The sequence below is a fragment of the Streptomyces sp. NPDC096205 genome (genome assembly GCF_044763135.1).
GTDB lineage: Bacteria > Actinomycetota > Actinomycetes > Streptomycetales > Streptomycetaceae > Streptomyces.
This window is the reverse complement of the sequence record NZ_JBIWFS010000001.1, coordinates 179,247-194,207: the sequence shown is the minus strand read 5'-3', so window position 1 is coordinate 194,207 and position 14,961 is coordinate 179,247. Positions and strand designations below refer to the sequence as shown.

The window sequence follows — 14,961 nt, the reverse complement described above, 5'->3', positions numbered from 1 at the left end:
TCAGAGACCCGCGACGGCGCCCTGGACCGGGGCGACGTTCACGCCGGCCACGCCCTGGACCAGGCCGGTGGCGGTGTTGACCAGGCCGAAGGCGCCCGGGGCCACGTCCTGGACCAGGCCGAGGGTGCTGTCGAGGGCGTTCAGCTGCAGGCCGCCGGAGACGTTGTCGAGGTCGGCGTCGGCGATCTCGGCGGTCTCGACCTGGGGGGTGGAGTTCATGATGGAACTTCCCTTCATTGGATATTCACAAGGGGGAAAGCGGCCCCCTCTGCGGGGACAGAAGAACGGCCGCGGTGCGATGGATAAAAGCACGCGGCCGCCTCGCCCTTCCAATCAACCAGCCCCCTCACCTGGGCGTTTGGGCTCCCCGCGCAACGCATTGGTGCAGGCGCGCGCACGGCTTGGTGGCGACTTCTTCACAACCTGGGCGACAAGGGGGTGAGGGGCCCGCGAGGCGGGTGCGGCGAATTCCGGCACTCCCGCCCCAAAGGCATGACCGGCCACCGGTGCTTGTGCAGATCCGTCGACTGCCGTGCGCCGGTTGGGTATTCGGTGTGCAGATTCCCTGAAGCGGGGATTCCGTTCGGGGTTCGCAACCGACCGCTTCTGTCCGGTCGCTGTGTGTGGGCGATCGCCGATTCTCAGCCGAGCGATCGCTCTTGTCGCAGCCGAGGGGTCGCCGATGTCGCAGCCGAGGGGTCGCCGTCGTCGCGGCCGAGCGGTTGCCGTCGTCGCGGCCGAGCGATCGCCGTCGTCTCAGCCGAGCAGCGCGTACACCGTGCTCGCCTTCGCGGCCAGCTCCCCGCTCGTCGCGTCCGTCATCGCGATCTCGGCGAACGCCATCCGGCGGCCCAGCTTGGTCAGCACCGCCTCGATCAGCACGTCCGACCCGGTCACCGCCCGCTGGAACGACGTCGACTGCTGAACGGTCGTCATGGGCACGAAGCCGCCCCGCGCCCCCGACACCGCGATCACCGTCGCCGTGTCCGCCGCGGCCATCAGCGCCTGCCCCGACAGCGCCCCGCCCTCCCGGGCCAGCGCCGCCGACCAGGGCAGCCGCAGCACGGCCCGCTGCTCGCCCAACGCCTCGACGACCAGGCCGAGGTCGAGCACCCAGGGGGCGAAGTTAGCGGAAAGGATCTTGTCGGCCTCGGCCGTCGTCATCGTCATAAGGGGGATTGTTCCCCCGGCCCGCCCCGCATTGAACGCCCCGCTCGCCCCCTGCGTACCTCTGGCCATCCAGGCGCCCGACAGCCGCCGCCGGCGGTGCGACACCCCGTCAAGACCAGGAGGTCGAGAAGTTTGAGTCACAAGCGAATGCCGAAGCGCAGGGCCGCGATCGCGGCGGGCGGCGTGGCGGCGCTCGGAGCGGCGGCCCTGCTGCTGCCCCACGCCAACGCCTCCCAGGACGGCGCGGCGGACGCGACGGCGCCCCGGACCCTCAAGTCGGCCGACGCCTCCTCGCTCGCCGACCAGCTCGCCGCCGCTCTCGGCGACGCCTACGCCGGTTCCTACTACGACGCCGGCAGGCAACAGCTCGTCGTCAACGTCGTCGGCGACAACAACCAGCTCGTCGTGCAGGCCCAGCGGGCCGGCGCGGCCGTCCGCCAGGTCGACAACAGCACGGCCGAACTGAAGGCCGCCGCGCGGACCCTGAAGACCGAGGCGACCATCCCCGGCACCGCCTGGGCCGTCGACCCGCGCAGCAACAAGATCCTCGTCACCGCCGACCGGACCGTCACCGGCGACAACTGGGACACGCTGGAGTCGACCGTCGAACGCCTCGGCTCCGGCATGGCGACCCTGCGCAAGTCCTCCGGCACCTTCAAGCCGTTCGTCTCCGGCGGCGACGCCATCTTCGGCGGCGGTGCGCGCTGCTCCCTGGGCTTCAACGTCGTCGCGGGCGACGGCAGCCCGGCCTTCCTGACGGCCGGTCACTGCGGGGTCGCGGCCGAGCAGTGGTCCGACTCCCAGAACGGCGCCCCGATCGCCACCGTCGACCAGGCCGTGTTCCCCGGCGCGGGCGACTTCGCCCTCGTCAAGTACGACGACCCGGCGACCCAGGCCCCGAGCGACGTCAACATCGGCAACGGGCAGACGGTGGCCATCGGCCAAGCCGCCGACGCGGCCGTCGGGCTCCAGGTGTTGCGCATGGGCAGCACGACCGGCCTGCACGACGGCCAGGTCACCGGCCTCGACGCCACGGTGAACTACCCCGAGGGCACCGTCACCGGCCTCATCCAGACGAACGTCTGCGCCGAACCCGGCGACAGCGGCGGCTCCCTCTTCACCCAGGACGGCAGCGCCATCGGCCTCACCTCCGGCGGCAGCGGCGACTGCACCTCCGGTGGCGAGACCTTCTTCCAGCCGGTGACCACGGCGCTGGAGGCGGTCGGCGCGACGCTGGGCGCCGACGGCGCGGGTGGCGCCGGTGGCGCGGGCGACGAGGGCGGTGCCGGTGCCGGTGAGGAGGCCGGTGGTGACGCGATCGGCGGAGGCGACGAGGGCGGTGTCGGCGCAGGCGAGGAAGCCGGTGGTGACGCAGGCGAGGAAGCCGGTGGTGACGCGGGCGCAGGCGAAGAGGCAGGTGCCGGTGAGGAAGCCGGTGCGGGGGCCGGCGATGAGTCAGGGGCAGGCGAAGAAGCGGGAGCCGGAGAAGAGGCAGGCGCCGGAGCCGACGACCCCGGCCTGTCGGAGACCCACTGACCCCCTGACCCACTGACCCCCTGACCCCCTGACCCACTGACCCCCTGACCCACTGACCCCCTGACCCACTGACCCCCTGACCCACTGACCCCCTGACCCCCTGACCCCCTGACCCCCTGACCCATGGTCCGGTCCTTCGGCGGGAGGACCGGACCTCACTGCTCGGCACGCAGCAACAACAAGGCCACGTCGTCCAACCGCTCCTCCGCCGCCGCCAGATGACCCACCAGCACATCGGCCAGCCGGTCCAGCGGCAGCTCCCCGGCCTCCGCGAGCCGCTGTCCCAGACCGGCGAGGGCCTCCTCGATGTCGATGCCGGGGGATTCGATGAGGCCGTCGGTGTACAGCACGAGCACCGAGCCGGGAGTCAGGGCGACCTCGGTCGTCGGATAGACGGCCGAGCCGTCGATGCCCAGCAGCGGACCGCCCGCCAGGTCCAGCACCCGGACCCGCCCGTCGGGCCGTAGCAGCAGAGGCGGCGGATGCCCGGCCCGCGCCATCACGGCCCGACCATGGGCGGGATCCAGCCGTAGATACAGGCAGCTGGCGAACAGCTCGGCGCCGAGGTCGATCAGCAGCCGGTTGGTGCTGGCCATCACCTGCTCGGGCGCCTGCCCGACCGTCGTGTACGCCCGTACGGCCGTGCGCAACTGCCCCATCAGCCCGGCCGCGGTCACGTTGTGCCCCTGCACGTCCCCGATGACCGCGGCCGCTCCGCCCGCCGTCGGCACCAGGTCGTAGAAGTCGCCGCCGATGTCCATGCCGCGGGTGGCCGGCAGATAACGCGCTGCCGCCGCCACACCGGGCAGCGGCGGCAGCGAGTGCGGCAGCAGGGCGGCCTGGAGACCGTGCGCGAGCTGGTGTTTGACGTCGTAGAGCAGCGCCCGCTCCAGGGCCAGCGCGATCAGCCCGCCCACGCTGGTGAGCACGGCCCGTTCCTCGGTGGGGAAGGCGTGCGGCTCGGCGTAGGCGAGGACGCAGGTGCCGACCGGGCGGCCGGAGGCGATCAGCGGAAGGTAGGCCCAGGCGGCGAAGCCGTCCGGCGTCGCATGGCGAGCCGGATACAGATGTTCGAGCTGTGCCCGCGAGTCGAAGAACGCGGGCACCCCGCTGTTCAGGGCGTGCACCCCGGGGGTCTGCTCGGTCAGCGGGATGCCGTCGAAGCGCTCGACGACATGCGGGTCGGGATAACCCCGGTGCCCCAGCACGTGAAGCCGCCCGGCCCGGGTCGCGAGCACCACGACCGCCTGCGCGCCGACGGCCGGGGCGATCTCGTCGGCCACCAGCTGCACCACGTCCTGCACGCCCACCGCCTCGGTCAGCGCCCCCGCGAGGCTCAGCACCTGCGAGATCGTCACCAGCCGGGACGGCGTGTCGCCCGCCGCGACCGGGCGCGGCCCGGCCGTCGCCATCTGCGCCACCGCACGCGCCCGGGTGATCCGCACACTGAGCCCGGTCGTGCTCGGGTACAGCCGGAACGACAGCCAGTCGCCCGGCGGGCGCAGTGCCACGAAGGACGCGACCTGCTGGCTCATCAGGGCCGCGCGGTAGCGGTCCTCGTACACCGGGTCGTTCAGCCAGGGCACCGCCGCCCACAGCTGGTGGCCGAGCAGCCGGCTCACCGGCTCGCCGATCAGCTCGGCCGCCGCCGCGTTCGCGAACGCCACCCGGCCGTGCAGGTCCAGCGAGCACAGGCCGTACGGCAGCCGGGCCACCATCCTTGTCGCCTCGACCGTGCCGAGCGTGCCCGCGGCGCCGCCCACCGGCGGGTTGCCGAGCAGATCCGGCTCGGGGGCCAGCGGCAGGCTCGTGTCGGCGGCGCGTTCCAGGCGTACGGCGAGCCGGCGGCAGGCCGCCGTCAGATGGTCGCGCTCGTGGTCGGACAGCTCCGGCGGATGCGAGCCGGGCCAGGTGACGAACACCGCGCCGAAGACGGTGGTGTCCGTGGCCACCGGCAGCGCGGCCAGCGCGAACGGATACGGCAGGACGACGGCGAGCCGCGGATACCGCCGGGCCATCTCCTCCTCGCCGCTCACCCACACCAGCCGCCGTTCGCGGGCCGCGTCGGCGACCGGGATCGCGGCGCTCAGCCCCACCCGCTCCCAGGGCGCGGCGAACGCCCGCGGCAGCCCGGCCATCACCGCCATCTCCAGCACCGGCTGGTCGGGCCAGAGCAGATAGACCGCGCCGGAGTGCGCGCGCACCTCGTCCATCATCGCCGCGAGCGCCAGGGACAGCAGCGGCCGGCCGACCGGCGCCCTGGAAGCCGCCGGCGCCTGCCCGTCGGACACGCCGACCACCTCCTCGCCCGGGCCGCCGCGGAACGGCGTTTTGACCAATCTCCCCCCACCGGCGCGGCGGCGCACGGCGAGAGCGGACGCACGCACCGAGGACTCACCCGCCGAGGCCGCCGGACACCCGATCCGGAGACCCGTGCGGCCGCCGCACACGCATCCCGGGAGACCCACGAGGCCGCCCGACCCGTATCCCGAGAAACCCGTGAGGCTGCTGTGAACTCGCCCGCGTACCCCTTCCGGCGAGGCCCATGCCGCCCCAGTAGTTGCACGCGCCGGAGCGCGAACGCCCCGCGCGCGCCCCCGCGCATCTCGATGGCCGGTTCTTCGCGCTCACGGATGGCTGCGGACGCGAACAATGGGCACGCACTTCAAGAGCGCGACAGGGGACGGCAGCAAGCTGAAGGGACGGCAGTGATCCGGGTACTTCTGGTGCACGACGTGGGTCTGGTCCGATCGGTCCTCGCCGAGTGGCTGGGGCGGTCCCCCGACCTACGGGTGGACGAGACGGCATGGCGCTCGGCGCCCGCCCGGGTGCGTACGCTGCGGCCGGACGTGTGCGCGGCGGACCTCGACTGCGACAGCATGTCCGGCGTCCCGCCGCTCGGCGACCTGCGCCCGCACGGGGCGGGGCAGGGGACCCCCCGATTACTGGTGCTCGCCGGCGCCAACAGACCGGGGCTGCTGCGCCGGGCCCTGGAGGCCGGGGCTACGGGCTATGTCGACAGGGCGGGCTCGCCGCAGCGTCTGGTGGACGGCATACGGCGGGTCGCCGCCGGGGAACGCTTCGTCGACGACTCCCTCGGCTTCGGCTTCCTCAAGGCCGCCGAGATGCCGCTGACCCGGCGGGAGCTGAGCGTGTTATCCCTGGCGGCGGAGGGTGCCTCCGTCGCCGAGATCGCCGGGAGTCTGCATCTGTCCCACGGGACCGTGCGCAACTACATGGCGTCCATCACCCGCAAGACCGGGGCCCGCAACCGCATCGACGCCATCCGCATCTCGCAGGGCGAGGGCTGGCTGTGACGCCGCCGCCCAGCCGCCGACCAGGTCGCGATACTGCGCCGAGCCGCTCAGCAGCCGCTCGTGCGTGCCGTACGCGGTGCGCGGTCCGTCCATCACCAGCACACGGTCGGCCCTGCGGGCGGAGCTGAGCCGGTGCGCGACCACGACCAGCGTGCCGCCGGGCCGCGCGGCGAAGGCCCGTTCGGCGCGTTCCTCCGCCGCCGGGTCGAGATGGCAGGTGGCCTCGTCGAGCAGCGCGAGCGGGGCGTACGACAGGTAGGCCCGGGTCAGCGCGACGAGCTGGCGCTCACCCGCGGACAGCGCCGCCGGATCGAGGACCGCGTCCGGCCCGCCGAGCGCCTCCAGCACCGGCGTCAGCCCGACCGCCTCGGCCGCGGCGAGCAGCTCCGCCTCGGGCACCGGGTCCGGCCGCAGCAGCCCCAGGTTCTCGGCGAGCGTGCCCGTGAACACGTACGCCTCCTGTGGTACGAGCACCCGCCGCCGGGCAGCTTCGGGTCCCGGCACGGGGTGGCCGCACACGCGGACGTCCCCGCTCCCGGGCCGGAGCAGCCCGGCGACGAGCGCGGTGAGCGTCGACTTCCCGACCCCGCTCGGCCCGACGACGGCGAGGTGCCCGCCCTGCGGTACGACCAGGTCGAGCCGGTCGAGGACGGACGTGGCGGCGGCGCCGTAGGCGAAGGTGACGGAGCGCAGCGCAAGCGCGGGGGCGGGCTCGGTGATGGGGGTCGTTCCGGTGGGGGCTCCGGCCGGAGGCTCGGGCGCCGTCGCGGGAGCCAGCCGTCGCAGGACCACCGCCAGCCGGGAGCCGCTGGTGCCCAGGCCGTGGACGAGGTCGCGGAGGGCGGGGAGGAGGGACTGGGTGACGTAGGAGAGGGCGCCGAGGAGGGCGCCCGGGGTGACGTCGTGGGACAGCAGCCAGGGGGCGGTGAGCAGGAGCAGCACCAGCGGGAGCTGTCCGCCGACGGCGAGGGCCGCGACGCGCGGGACGGACCAGCGGGCGAGGGAGCGTGCGGCGTCCCGTTCCCGGTCGACCAGTTCGCCGGTGTCGGCGGCGACCTGGTGTTCCGCCCCGGCCGCCGTGATGTCCCGCAGCCCCGGGCAGACGGTGCCGAGCCGCTCGGCGAGGGCCTCGTCGGCGCGCAGGAACGCCTCCTGGCGGCGGGCGAGCGGCCGCAGCGACGCCGCGAACAGCAGGACCCCGGCGGCCAGCGGCGGCCCGACCACCAGCAGCAGGACCGGGGCGAGCGAGCACAGCCCGGCGAGGGCGCCCGCGGCCGTGAACACGAACGACCGCGACACCAGCACCAGCCCGGCGAAGGTGTCCCGCGCGATCTCCACCTGCTGGGTGAGCCCGGACAGCGCCCCGCGGTCCGCCTCGCGCACCCCGCGTTCCACCACCCGCTCGACGAGCCGGTCCCGCAGCGGCTCCACCAGCTCCGCGACCGCACGGTAGACCCGCCCGGTGCCGTACGCGCCGACCACCACCCCCACCGCGGCCACACCGAGCCACGCCAGCCCGAGGGGCGTGCGCCCGGCCAGGAACCCGTCGTCCAGCGCGCGGGCGGGCGCGTACCCGACGAGGAAGGCCTGCCCGGTCTCCAGTACGGACCACCCGCACAGGCGTCCGACGACCCGCCACCGCGCCCGCAGGAACGCGAGCCCCCGCCGCCGCAGTGCCTGCCCGCTCATGCCGTGGCCTCTCCGTCGCCGAAGACCGCCCGGTACTCCGCGTCCGCCCACAGCTCGGCATGCGGCCCGCTGGCCCGGATCCGCCCGGCGTCCAGCCAGGCGACCGCGTCCGCGCGGGCCGCCGTGGCGGTGCGGTGGGCGATGACGAGGCGGGTGGTGCCGGGCGTGCTGCCGAGGAGGGCTTCGGTGACGCGGGCCTCGGTGACCGTGTCCAGGCTGGACAGGGCGTCGTCGAGGATCAGCAGGCGCCCGCCGTGGGCGAAGGCCCGGGCGAGACCGAGCCGTTGGGCCTCTCCGCCGGACAGCGGCGCGTCGGCGAGGGCGGTGGTGTAGCCGTGCGGGAGGCGCCGCACGAACGCGTCGGCGTGGGCCGTCCGGGCCGCCTCCCTGACCCGGGCGGGGGAGCGGGGCACGGGCCCTAGAGCGATGGTGTCCTCGACGGTCGCCCCGAGCAGCGCGGGCCGGTCGAAGGCGTGCGCGACCGCGTGGCGCAGCTCGTCGTGGGTGAGGTCGCGCAGCGGCACCCCGTCGAGGAGGACGTCCCCGGCGTCCGGGTCGGCCAGCCGCCCGGCGAGCTCGGCGAGCAGCGACTTGCCCGAACCGGAACGGCCCACGACGGCGAGCGTGGTCCCGCCGGGCACGACCAGGTCGACGCCGTCGAGGACGACCCGCTCACCGCGCCGGGCGGTGACCCCGCGCAGCTCCAGCCGGCCGGGCCCGGGCGGCAGCCGGCGCGGCCCGTGGGCGGGGGCGGCCTGAGCCAGCACCTCATCGAGCCGCCCGGCGGAGGCCCGTGCCCGGGCCAGGCCCGACAATTGCCCGACCAGCATGCCGACGCCGGTCGCCAGGACGGCGTACCGCGCGGCGGCGAGCACCTCGCCCACGGACAGCCGGTGGCGGGCGAGCAGTACCCCGGCGGTCGCCACGACCCCGAGGTGCAGCAGCGGCGCCACCGTGACCGCCTGCGCGGAGGCCCGCCCCTGCACCCGCCACATCCGGTGCCCGGCGCGCGACAGCTCCGGCAGCGGACGCAGGACCCGTGCCGTCTCGGCCCGCTCCACGCCCGCCGCGCGGATGGTGCGATGCCCGTCCACCGCCTCGGCGAGCGCGGTCGCGATGCGTCCCTGCACCCGCTGGTAGTCCGTCACACAAGCGGAGGTGTCCCGGGCCAGCACCCGTAGCAGCAGCACCAGCACAGGCACCCCGGCCAGGAAGACGGCCGCGAGCCGCAGGTCCAGCAGGGCGAGCGCCACGACCCCTCCCACGGGCACGGCGAGAGCGGCCGGCAGCGCGGCCCGTGCCGCGGGCGCGGTCCCGGCCTGCGCGGCGTTGCCCACCAGCCGCGCCACGAGATCGCCCGACCCGAACCGGGCCGCCGCGCGGGGGCCGAGGCTGAGCACATGCCCGAGCACCCGGTGCCGCAGCGACGCCGCCGTCCGTGCGTCGACGGTCCCGGTCAGCACACTCTGCCCGGCGTCCAGCACCGCCAGCAGCACGACCAGCCCCGCACAGGCCACGACCCACCTGGTGGCGGGCTCCCGCACGAGCAACGCGTCCAGCGCCCGGCCCAACGCCATGGGCAGCAACAGCCCGGCCCCGGCGGCGAGAAGCCCGAGCGCCCCCAGCAGGAGAGCCCGGCCGCCTCCGTCCGCCCGCGCTGGTGCCGTTCGCCCCTTCATGCGCGTCCGCCTCGCATCCTCGCGGTCGGCACAGGACCCCGGGCGGCCCCTCCCTGAAGGGAGGAGACCGCCCGGAGCCGTGTGTGCGGCGTCGGTCAGAGACAGAGCAGAACGCTCGCCGCGCTGACGCACGACAGCAGGCTGACCGTGCTCGCGCCGCCGCCGCCGGTGAGCTCGTCGGACTCCATCGTCTGCAGGTCGAGAAGTGCCATATCGGGTCCTACCTTCCTTGTCGTGTCCCGTGTGGTGCCCGTGGGGACGGGGGGGGGTTGTGTCACGACTCCGTCGAGCGGAGCCGCGTCTCAGGGGGTCCGCCGCAGCGGGGGGAGGAACGGCAGGTGGGCGTCGGGCGAACCGCCGAGGGCCGCGCCGAGTGCCAGCAGGCACCCTGCCGTTCCGGTGGCCAGGTCCATGGACAGGCGCATCATCTGGTGTCCGGGGAAGGCGAGTTGGCCCTGGTAGGACATCGCCGACCAGCCGAGCCCGGCGACCTGTTCGGCCAGCCGCGCCCCGGTCGCCTCCGGCGCGGTCGTACGGGCCAGGTGCAGGATCATCCCGGCACGGCCCTGGAACAGGCCGGGCTGGGCGTAGAAGCGGCAGGAGGCGGCGGCGACGACACCGGCACGGGCCGCGCCCAACTGCTCGACGGCGTCGGGGACATGGGTGAGGTAGTCGTCGAGGACCAGGCCCACGCCCACGCTGCCGTCACCGAGGTACGGCATGGTCCGCCAGCCCTCGTCGACCTCCAGGGCGCCGCCCTCGCGGACCGTGCAGCACTCCAGGTCCCGGCCGAGCGCGAGCCCGGCGGCCTTCAGCAGCGCCCTCTCGCCCGTCGCCTCGTACCGCCGCAGCAGGAACAGCCCGGGCCCGCTCGACCCGCGCATCAGCCCGGCACGCGGGCGGGGCGAGGCCGGCCGTGGCTCTTCGAGCCGTCGTACGAGGATGTCGGCGGCCTCGTCGGCCCGCTCGGCCAGCTCCCGCTCGCCCGTCGCCTCGGCCAGCCTGCCGAGGACCAGGCCGAGTCCGGCGAGGCCGCCGTGCAGGTCGGAGGCCAGCCGCTGCCAGCGCTCGCGCAGGATGCCCTCGACCAGGTCCAGTGCCCGCTGCCGGTGCCCGAGGCCGTCGAGGAGCAGGGCGACGCCCGCGAGCCCGTCGTACAGGCCGAGCGGTGTGCCCACCGGTGGGGGTGACGTGCGCTCCAGCAGCCAGCGCTCGCCCTCCTCGTATCGCTCGGCGCCGATCCGGTCCAGGGCGTACAGCACTCCGGCCGCGCCGTGCGCGAGGCCGAGGCCGCCGCCGTCGGAGAACTGGGCGACGTCGCCGGGGAAGAGCCGGTCGTCGCGCTCGGGCGTGGCCGAGGCGAGCAGGGCCTTCACCATCGAGTCCCGGCTGTGCGGCCAGTCGGCCGGGTCGACCAGCGGCGCGGGCGTGCGCGCGGCGCCGACCGGCCGCGCCGGGGCCCCGCCGGTGTCGCGGGTGATCTCCGCGACCGCCGCGTCCAGGAACTCCCGCGGCACGTCCGGGAACTGATCCGCGATCACCCCCGCCAGATGGGACGCCTTGCCGCGGTCGATCACGAACAGCGTGGTGACCGGTAAGAACAGCGCCAGCCGCAGACACGCCAGCGCGTACCGGTCGATGTCGGCGCCCCGCCGGTCCGGCGGCGCGAAGAAGCCGGGGTGGGCGACGACCTGCCGCCCGTGCTCGGCCACCGGCGCGGCCGCCTCGAAGTCGACCAGACACACCGACCGCTCGTCGGGAGCCACCAGGATGTTGAACACATGCAGGTCGTTGAAGACGATCCCGCGCGCGTGCACCTTCTCGACCGCGGCCTCCACCAGCGCGTGGATCCGCAGCGCCCACTCGGTGTACGCGGCGACCGCCTTCGGGTCCGGGTCGGCGGTGAGCAGCGGATGCCGCTCGGCGAAGAACGAGTTCAGCGGGCGCCCCTCGACGAAGTCCATGACGAGGAAGCGGTGCTCACCCAGCGCGAAGAAGTCCCGCACCTCAGGCGCCGCGCCGGTGCCCGCCACCCGCTCCAGTGCCGCACGCTCCCGCTCCAGCCGCGCGACCGCGTCCGCCCCGTCCGAGGCGAGCCCCGCGTACGGCCGGGCCTCCTTCAGCACCACCCGCCGTCCGTCGCGCGTGTCGGTGCCCGAGTACACCCCGCCGCCGTTGGAGAAGTGCAGCGCCTTCTCGATGCGGTACGGCAGGTCGCCCACGGTCGTGGTGTTGCGGGCTTCGAGATGCGGCTGGAGGAACTCGGGCAGCGTCACCCACTCCGGCACCCGGAACGACGGGGCCCGCTCGTCCGGCACCAGCCGGCCCGAGCCGTCCCGCACCGCCGGCACCAGCGTCCCGCGCTCGTCCACGGTGAAGCTGCGCGCGAACGCGCCGTAGCGGACGTACAGCGGACCGTCGTGCCAGCGCAGATCCGTCAGGACGTACGGCCCCTCGAAGCCGTCCAGGAGCGCGCCCAGCTCGCGCAGCACGGTGTGCAGCTGCTCCTCGTCCGCCGGGTAGAGGGTGACGAACTTGCCGCTGCCGTCGCGGGGCGCGTACTTGGCGTTGCGCAGGTGCAGCAGGTGCGGGCCCGGGACGAACTTGAACGGGATGCGCCGCGGCACGCAGTAGTCCCACACGATCGCCGCGATCCGCTCGGCGTTCTCCCGGGTGGCCGAGGCATGGATCTTCCAGCCCTGTGCGGGCCCGGTGGCCGGCCGTCCGTCCGCGTCGAGCGGCGTCAGCGTCAGCCAGTCGCCGATCCGCGCGGCCTCCCAGCCGTCCGGCACCTGCCGGCGCGCCGTCTCGTACAGCGGCGCGGGCCCGTCCGCCGACAGCCGGTCGGGCGTGTCGTAGAAGTGGCTGTCCGCCAGCGCGTACACCTCGTACCGCTTGTCCATGCGCCCCCCTCTGGTCGCCGCCGGAACGACCTTCGCAGCCCCGCCACGGCCCCGGACAGTCCCAGCTGTCACCAGACGACCGTGCGGAACGCACGCGTAAAGACTTGTTCGAGCCCTTTCGAGCGCGCCCTTCCCGGCGGCTCCACGGAACGTCCGCAGGGGCTGCGCAGGCGCGTGATCCGCGCTGTAATACCCACGTGGTCAGTGAGGGCGGCGAGGGACGGGGCAGCAGGGCTTCGCGCGCCGAGATCGCCCTGAAGGCGCTCACCACCGACATCGAGGCACCCGAACGACTGCGCCGCGTCCTGGAAGCGGCCCTCGTCTTCGCCGGCGCCACCTTCGCCGCCGTCTACACCCGCTCGGCCGAACACGACCTGCTGCGGCTCGTGGAGTCCGTGGGCGTCCCGCGCACCCTGTACGGCCTGCGCGACGGCTACCCGCTCACCGGCCGCTCCCCGGCGGCCGACGTCCACCGCAGCGGGCGGCCGCTGTGGCTGGGCCCCGCCGACCTGGCCGACGCCCCCGAGGCCCGCCGCACCCCCGCGGGCGGCTTCTGGCTGGCGGCGCTGCCCACCGACCGCGACCGCGACGGCGGCTGCCTCGTCGCGGTCACCGAACACCCCGGCGGCTTCGACACCGAGGACCGCGCCTGTCTGGAGCTGGTCGCCGACGCCGTCTCCTGCCCCGCCCCCGGCGAACAGGCCGAGAGCGGCGAGCTGCGCCCCGGCGGGTTCGTCCTCGCCATGGACAGCGGCCGCGTCGAGGTCGGCGACCAGCTCCTGGAGCTGTTCGGGCTCGACCGGGACGAGTTCGACGGCCGCGTCGAGACCCTGCTCGGCCTGACCGTCCCCGAGGACCTGCCCGCGCTGATGAGCGTCACCGAGGCCGACCACATGACCATCGGCGAGCGCGAGCTGGAGTTCCGGGTGCTCCAGCCCACCGGCCGGCCCCGCTGGCTGCGGCTGCGCGGCCGCCTGCTGCCCGGCGGCGACGGACAGCCGGCCCGGCTCGTCGGCACCGTCGCCGACGCCTCCACCCTGCGCTCGGACGTCACCGACGTCGCCCGCGTGCAGCGGCTCGCCGCGGCCCTCGCCACCGCGGGCACCGTCCGTGACGTCGGCCAGGCCGTCGTCGCCGCGCTGCGCGCCCCGCTGCGCGCCGACCGCATCGCGCTGGCCGAACTGGAGGGCGATCGGCTCGTCGTCACCGTCCTCGACCCGCCCGAGCCCGAGTCCTGGCCCGAGCTGTGGCGCCTGGAGTGGCGCACCGAGTGGCCCGACGCGCCGGTGCGCGCCATGCCCACCCTCGCCGCCGCCCTCGACGAGGGCCGCGCCCGCATCTGGCCCGCCGGGACCGCCCTGGAGCCCGCCCTCGCCGAGGTCGGCCCCGGCGGACTCGCCGTGCTGCCGCTGCCCGCCGGCAACCGCATGGCCGGGGCCTGCCTGATCGGCTGGGACAGCCCGCACGACTTCGGCGCCGACGAACGCGCCCTGCTCACCGCCTCCGCGGGCCTCACCGGACAGGCCCTCATGCGCGCCCGCGCCTTCGACGCCGAGCACGAACTCGTCGGCATGCTCCAGCGCCAGCTGCTGCCGCGCCGCCTGCCCAAACTCCCCGGCGCCGAGGCCGTCGCCCGCTATCTGCCCACCACCGCGGGGCTGGAGGTCGGCGGCGACTGGTACGACGTCATCCCGCTGCCCGACAACCATGTCGCCCTCGTCATCGGCGACGTCCAGGGCCACAGCGCGGCCGCCGCCACCCTGATGGGCCAGATGCGCACCGCGCTGCGCGCCTACGCCGCCGAGGGCCATCCGCCCGACGTGGTCGTCGCCCACGCCAACCGGCTCCTCGTCGACCTGGAGACCGACCTCTTCGTCACCTGCTGCTACGTCGACGTCGACCTGGAGGAAGGTTCGGCCTGGAGCGTGCGTGCCGGACACCTGCCCCCGGTGCTGCGTCACCCGGACGGCCGAACCGAGATCGCCGAGGCGGAGGGCGGACTGCCGCTGGGCGTGGAACGGCAGGCCGACTTCCCGATGAGCCCGCTGCGGCTCCAGCCCGGCACCGTCATCGCCCTGACCACCGACGGCCTGGTGGAGTCCACCGAGGCCGACATCGACGCCGGCATGGCCCGGTTCGCGGCCGACCTCACCGCCACCGACCCCGCCCACCTCGGCCTCGTCGCCGACGCCCTGCTCGGCAACGCCCACCGCAGCGACGACGTCGCCCTGCTCCTGATGCGCTACGACGGGATGGCCGTACGACCGCTGCGCGAGAGCTGGACGGTCTGGCGCGTCCCCGAGGCCGTGCGGCACGCCCGCCGCTTCACCCGGCGCACCCTGCGCGCCTGGGGCGTCGCCGACCAGGCCGACGCCGTCCTGCTGATCGTCTCCGAACTCGTCACCAACGCCCTCGTGCACACCGAAGGACAGGTCCGCCTCGACCTCACCCTGATCAACAGCCGGCTGCGTATCGCCGTCGCCGACGCCTCACCGCGTACGCCCGTCAAGCCGACCAGCATCGGCTGGGAGGCCACCGGCGGACGCGGGCTGCTCCTCGTGGAGGCCATGTCGGCGGTCTGGGGCACCCTGCCGGTCAGCGGGGGCAAGCAGGTGTGGTGCGAGGTCGCCCTCGACCGGTGACCACCCTCCCGCGGTTGCCTTCCCT

9 protein-coding genes and 1 pseudogene are annotated in these 14,961 nt (G+C 74.8%); 3 read left to right on the top strand and 7 right to left on the bottom strand.

What is annotated here, in order from left to right:
• A complete protein-coding gene (locus ACIQ6Y_RS00855) occupies positions 1-219 on the bottom strand; it encodes a type A2 lantipeptide (RefSeq protein WP_404030925.1) in 219 nt (72 codons plus the stop codon).
• Positions 220-756: 537 nt separating this feature from the next.
• Positions 757-1,170, bottom strand: a complete 414-nt coding sequence (locus ACIQ6Y_RS00850) for a PaaI family thioesterase (protein WP_404030922.1) — start codon at positions 1,168-1,170, stop codon at positions 757-759.
• A gap of 132 nt (positions 1,171-1,302) precedes the next feature.
• Here ACIQ6Y_RS00850 and ACIQ6Y_RS00845 point away from each other — a divergent pair, with 132 nt between their 5' ends.
• Positions 1,303-2,706: a S1 family peptidase gene (locus ACIQ6Y_RS00845; protein WP_404030920.1), complete on the top strand. Its 1,404-nt coding sequence runs from the start codon at positions 1,303-1,305 to the stop codon at positions 2,704-2,706.
• A gap of 155 nt (positions 2,707-2,861) precedes the next feature.
• Here the strand turns inward: ACIQ6Y_RS00845 and ACIQ6Y_RS00840 are convergent, their stop codons facing one another.
• Positions 2,862-5,006, bottom strand: a complete 2,145-nt coding sequence (locus ACIQ6Y_RS00840; RefSeq protein WP_404033631.1) for a PP2C family protein-serine/threonine phosphatase — start codon at positions 5,004-5,006, stop codon at positions 2,862-2,864.
• Between the two features lie 309 nt (positions 5,007-5,315).
• On the opposite strand from ACIQ6Y_RS00840, the pseudogene ACIQ6Y_RS00835 reads away from it, so the two are divergent.
• Positions 5,316-5,939 (top strand): annotated as a pseudogene (locus tag ACIQ6Y_RS00835) (LuxR C-terminal-related transcriptional regulator); the annotation flags it as partial.
• On the opposite strand, the gene ACIQ6Y_RS00830 reads toward ACIQ6Y_RS00835, so the two are convergent.
• From ACIQ6Y_RS00830 to lanKC, 4 genes are all read right to left on the bottom strand, one after another.
• On the bottom strand, positions 5,862-7,712 hold the full coding sequence (locus ACIQ6Y_RS00830) for an ATP-binding cassette domain-containing protein (RefSeq protein ID WP_404030918.1): 1,851 nt from the start codon (positions 7,710-7,712) through the stop codon (positions 5,862-5,864). The pseudogene ACIQ6Y_RS00835 and the gene ACIQ6Y_RS00830 sit on opposite strands and share 78 nt — an antisense overlap.
• Positions 7,709-9,391, bottom strand: a complete 1,683-nt coding sequence (locus ACIQ6Y_RS00825) for an ATP-binding cassette domain-containing protein (RefSeq protein ID WP_404030915.1) — start codon at positions 9,389-9,391, stop codon at positions 7,709-7,711. The genes ACIQ6Y_RS00830 and ACIQ6Y_RS00825 overlap by 4 nt, the downstream gene beginning before the upstream one ends.
• Before the next feature lie 95 nt (positions 9,392-9,486).
• Positions 9,487-9,603, bottom strand: coding sequence for a SapB/AmfS family lanthipeptide (locus tag ACIQ6Y_RS00820; protein ID WP_404030913.1), 117 nt, complete (start codon positions 9,601-9,603; stop codon positions 9,487-9,489).
• A 90-nt stretch (positions 9,604-9,693) separates the two neighbouring features.
• Positions 9,694-12,294, bottom strand: coding sequence for a class III lanthionine synthetase LanKC (gene lanKC / locus ACIQ6Y_RS00815; RefSeq protein ID WP_404030910.1), 2,601 nt, complete (start codon positions 12,292-12,294; stop codon positions 9,694-9,696).
• Positions 12,295-12,491: 197 nt separating this feature from the next.
• On the opposite strand from lanKC, the gene ACIQ6Y_RS00810 reads away from it, so the two are divergent.
• Entirely contained in the window at positions 12,492-14,936 is a 2,445-nt protein-coding gene (locus tag ACIQ6Y_RS00810; protein WP_404030908.1) for a SpoIIE family protein phosphatase, read from the top strand.
• Positions 14,937-14,961: the final 25 nt, after the last annotated feature.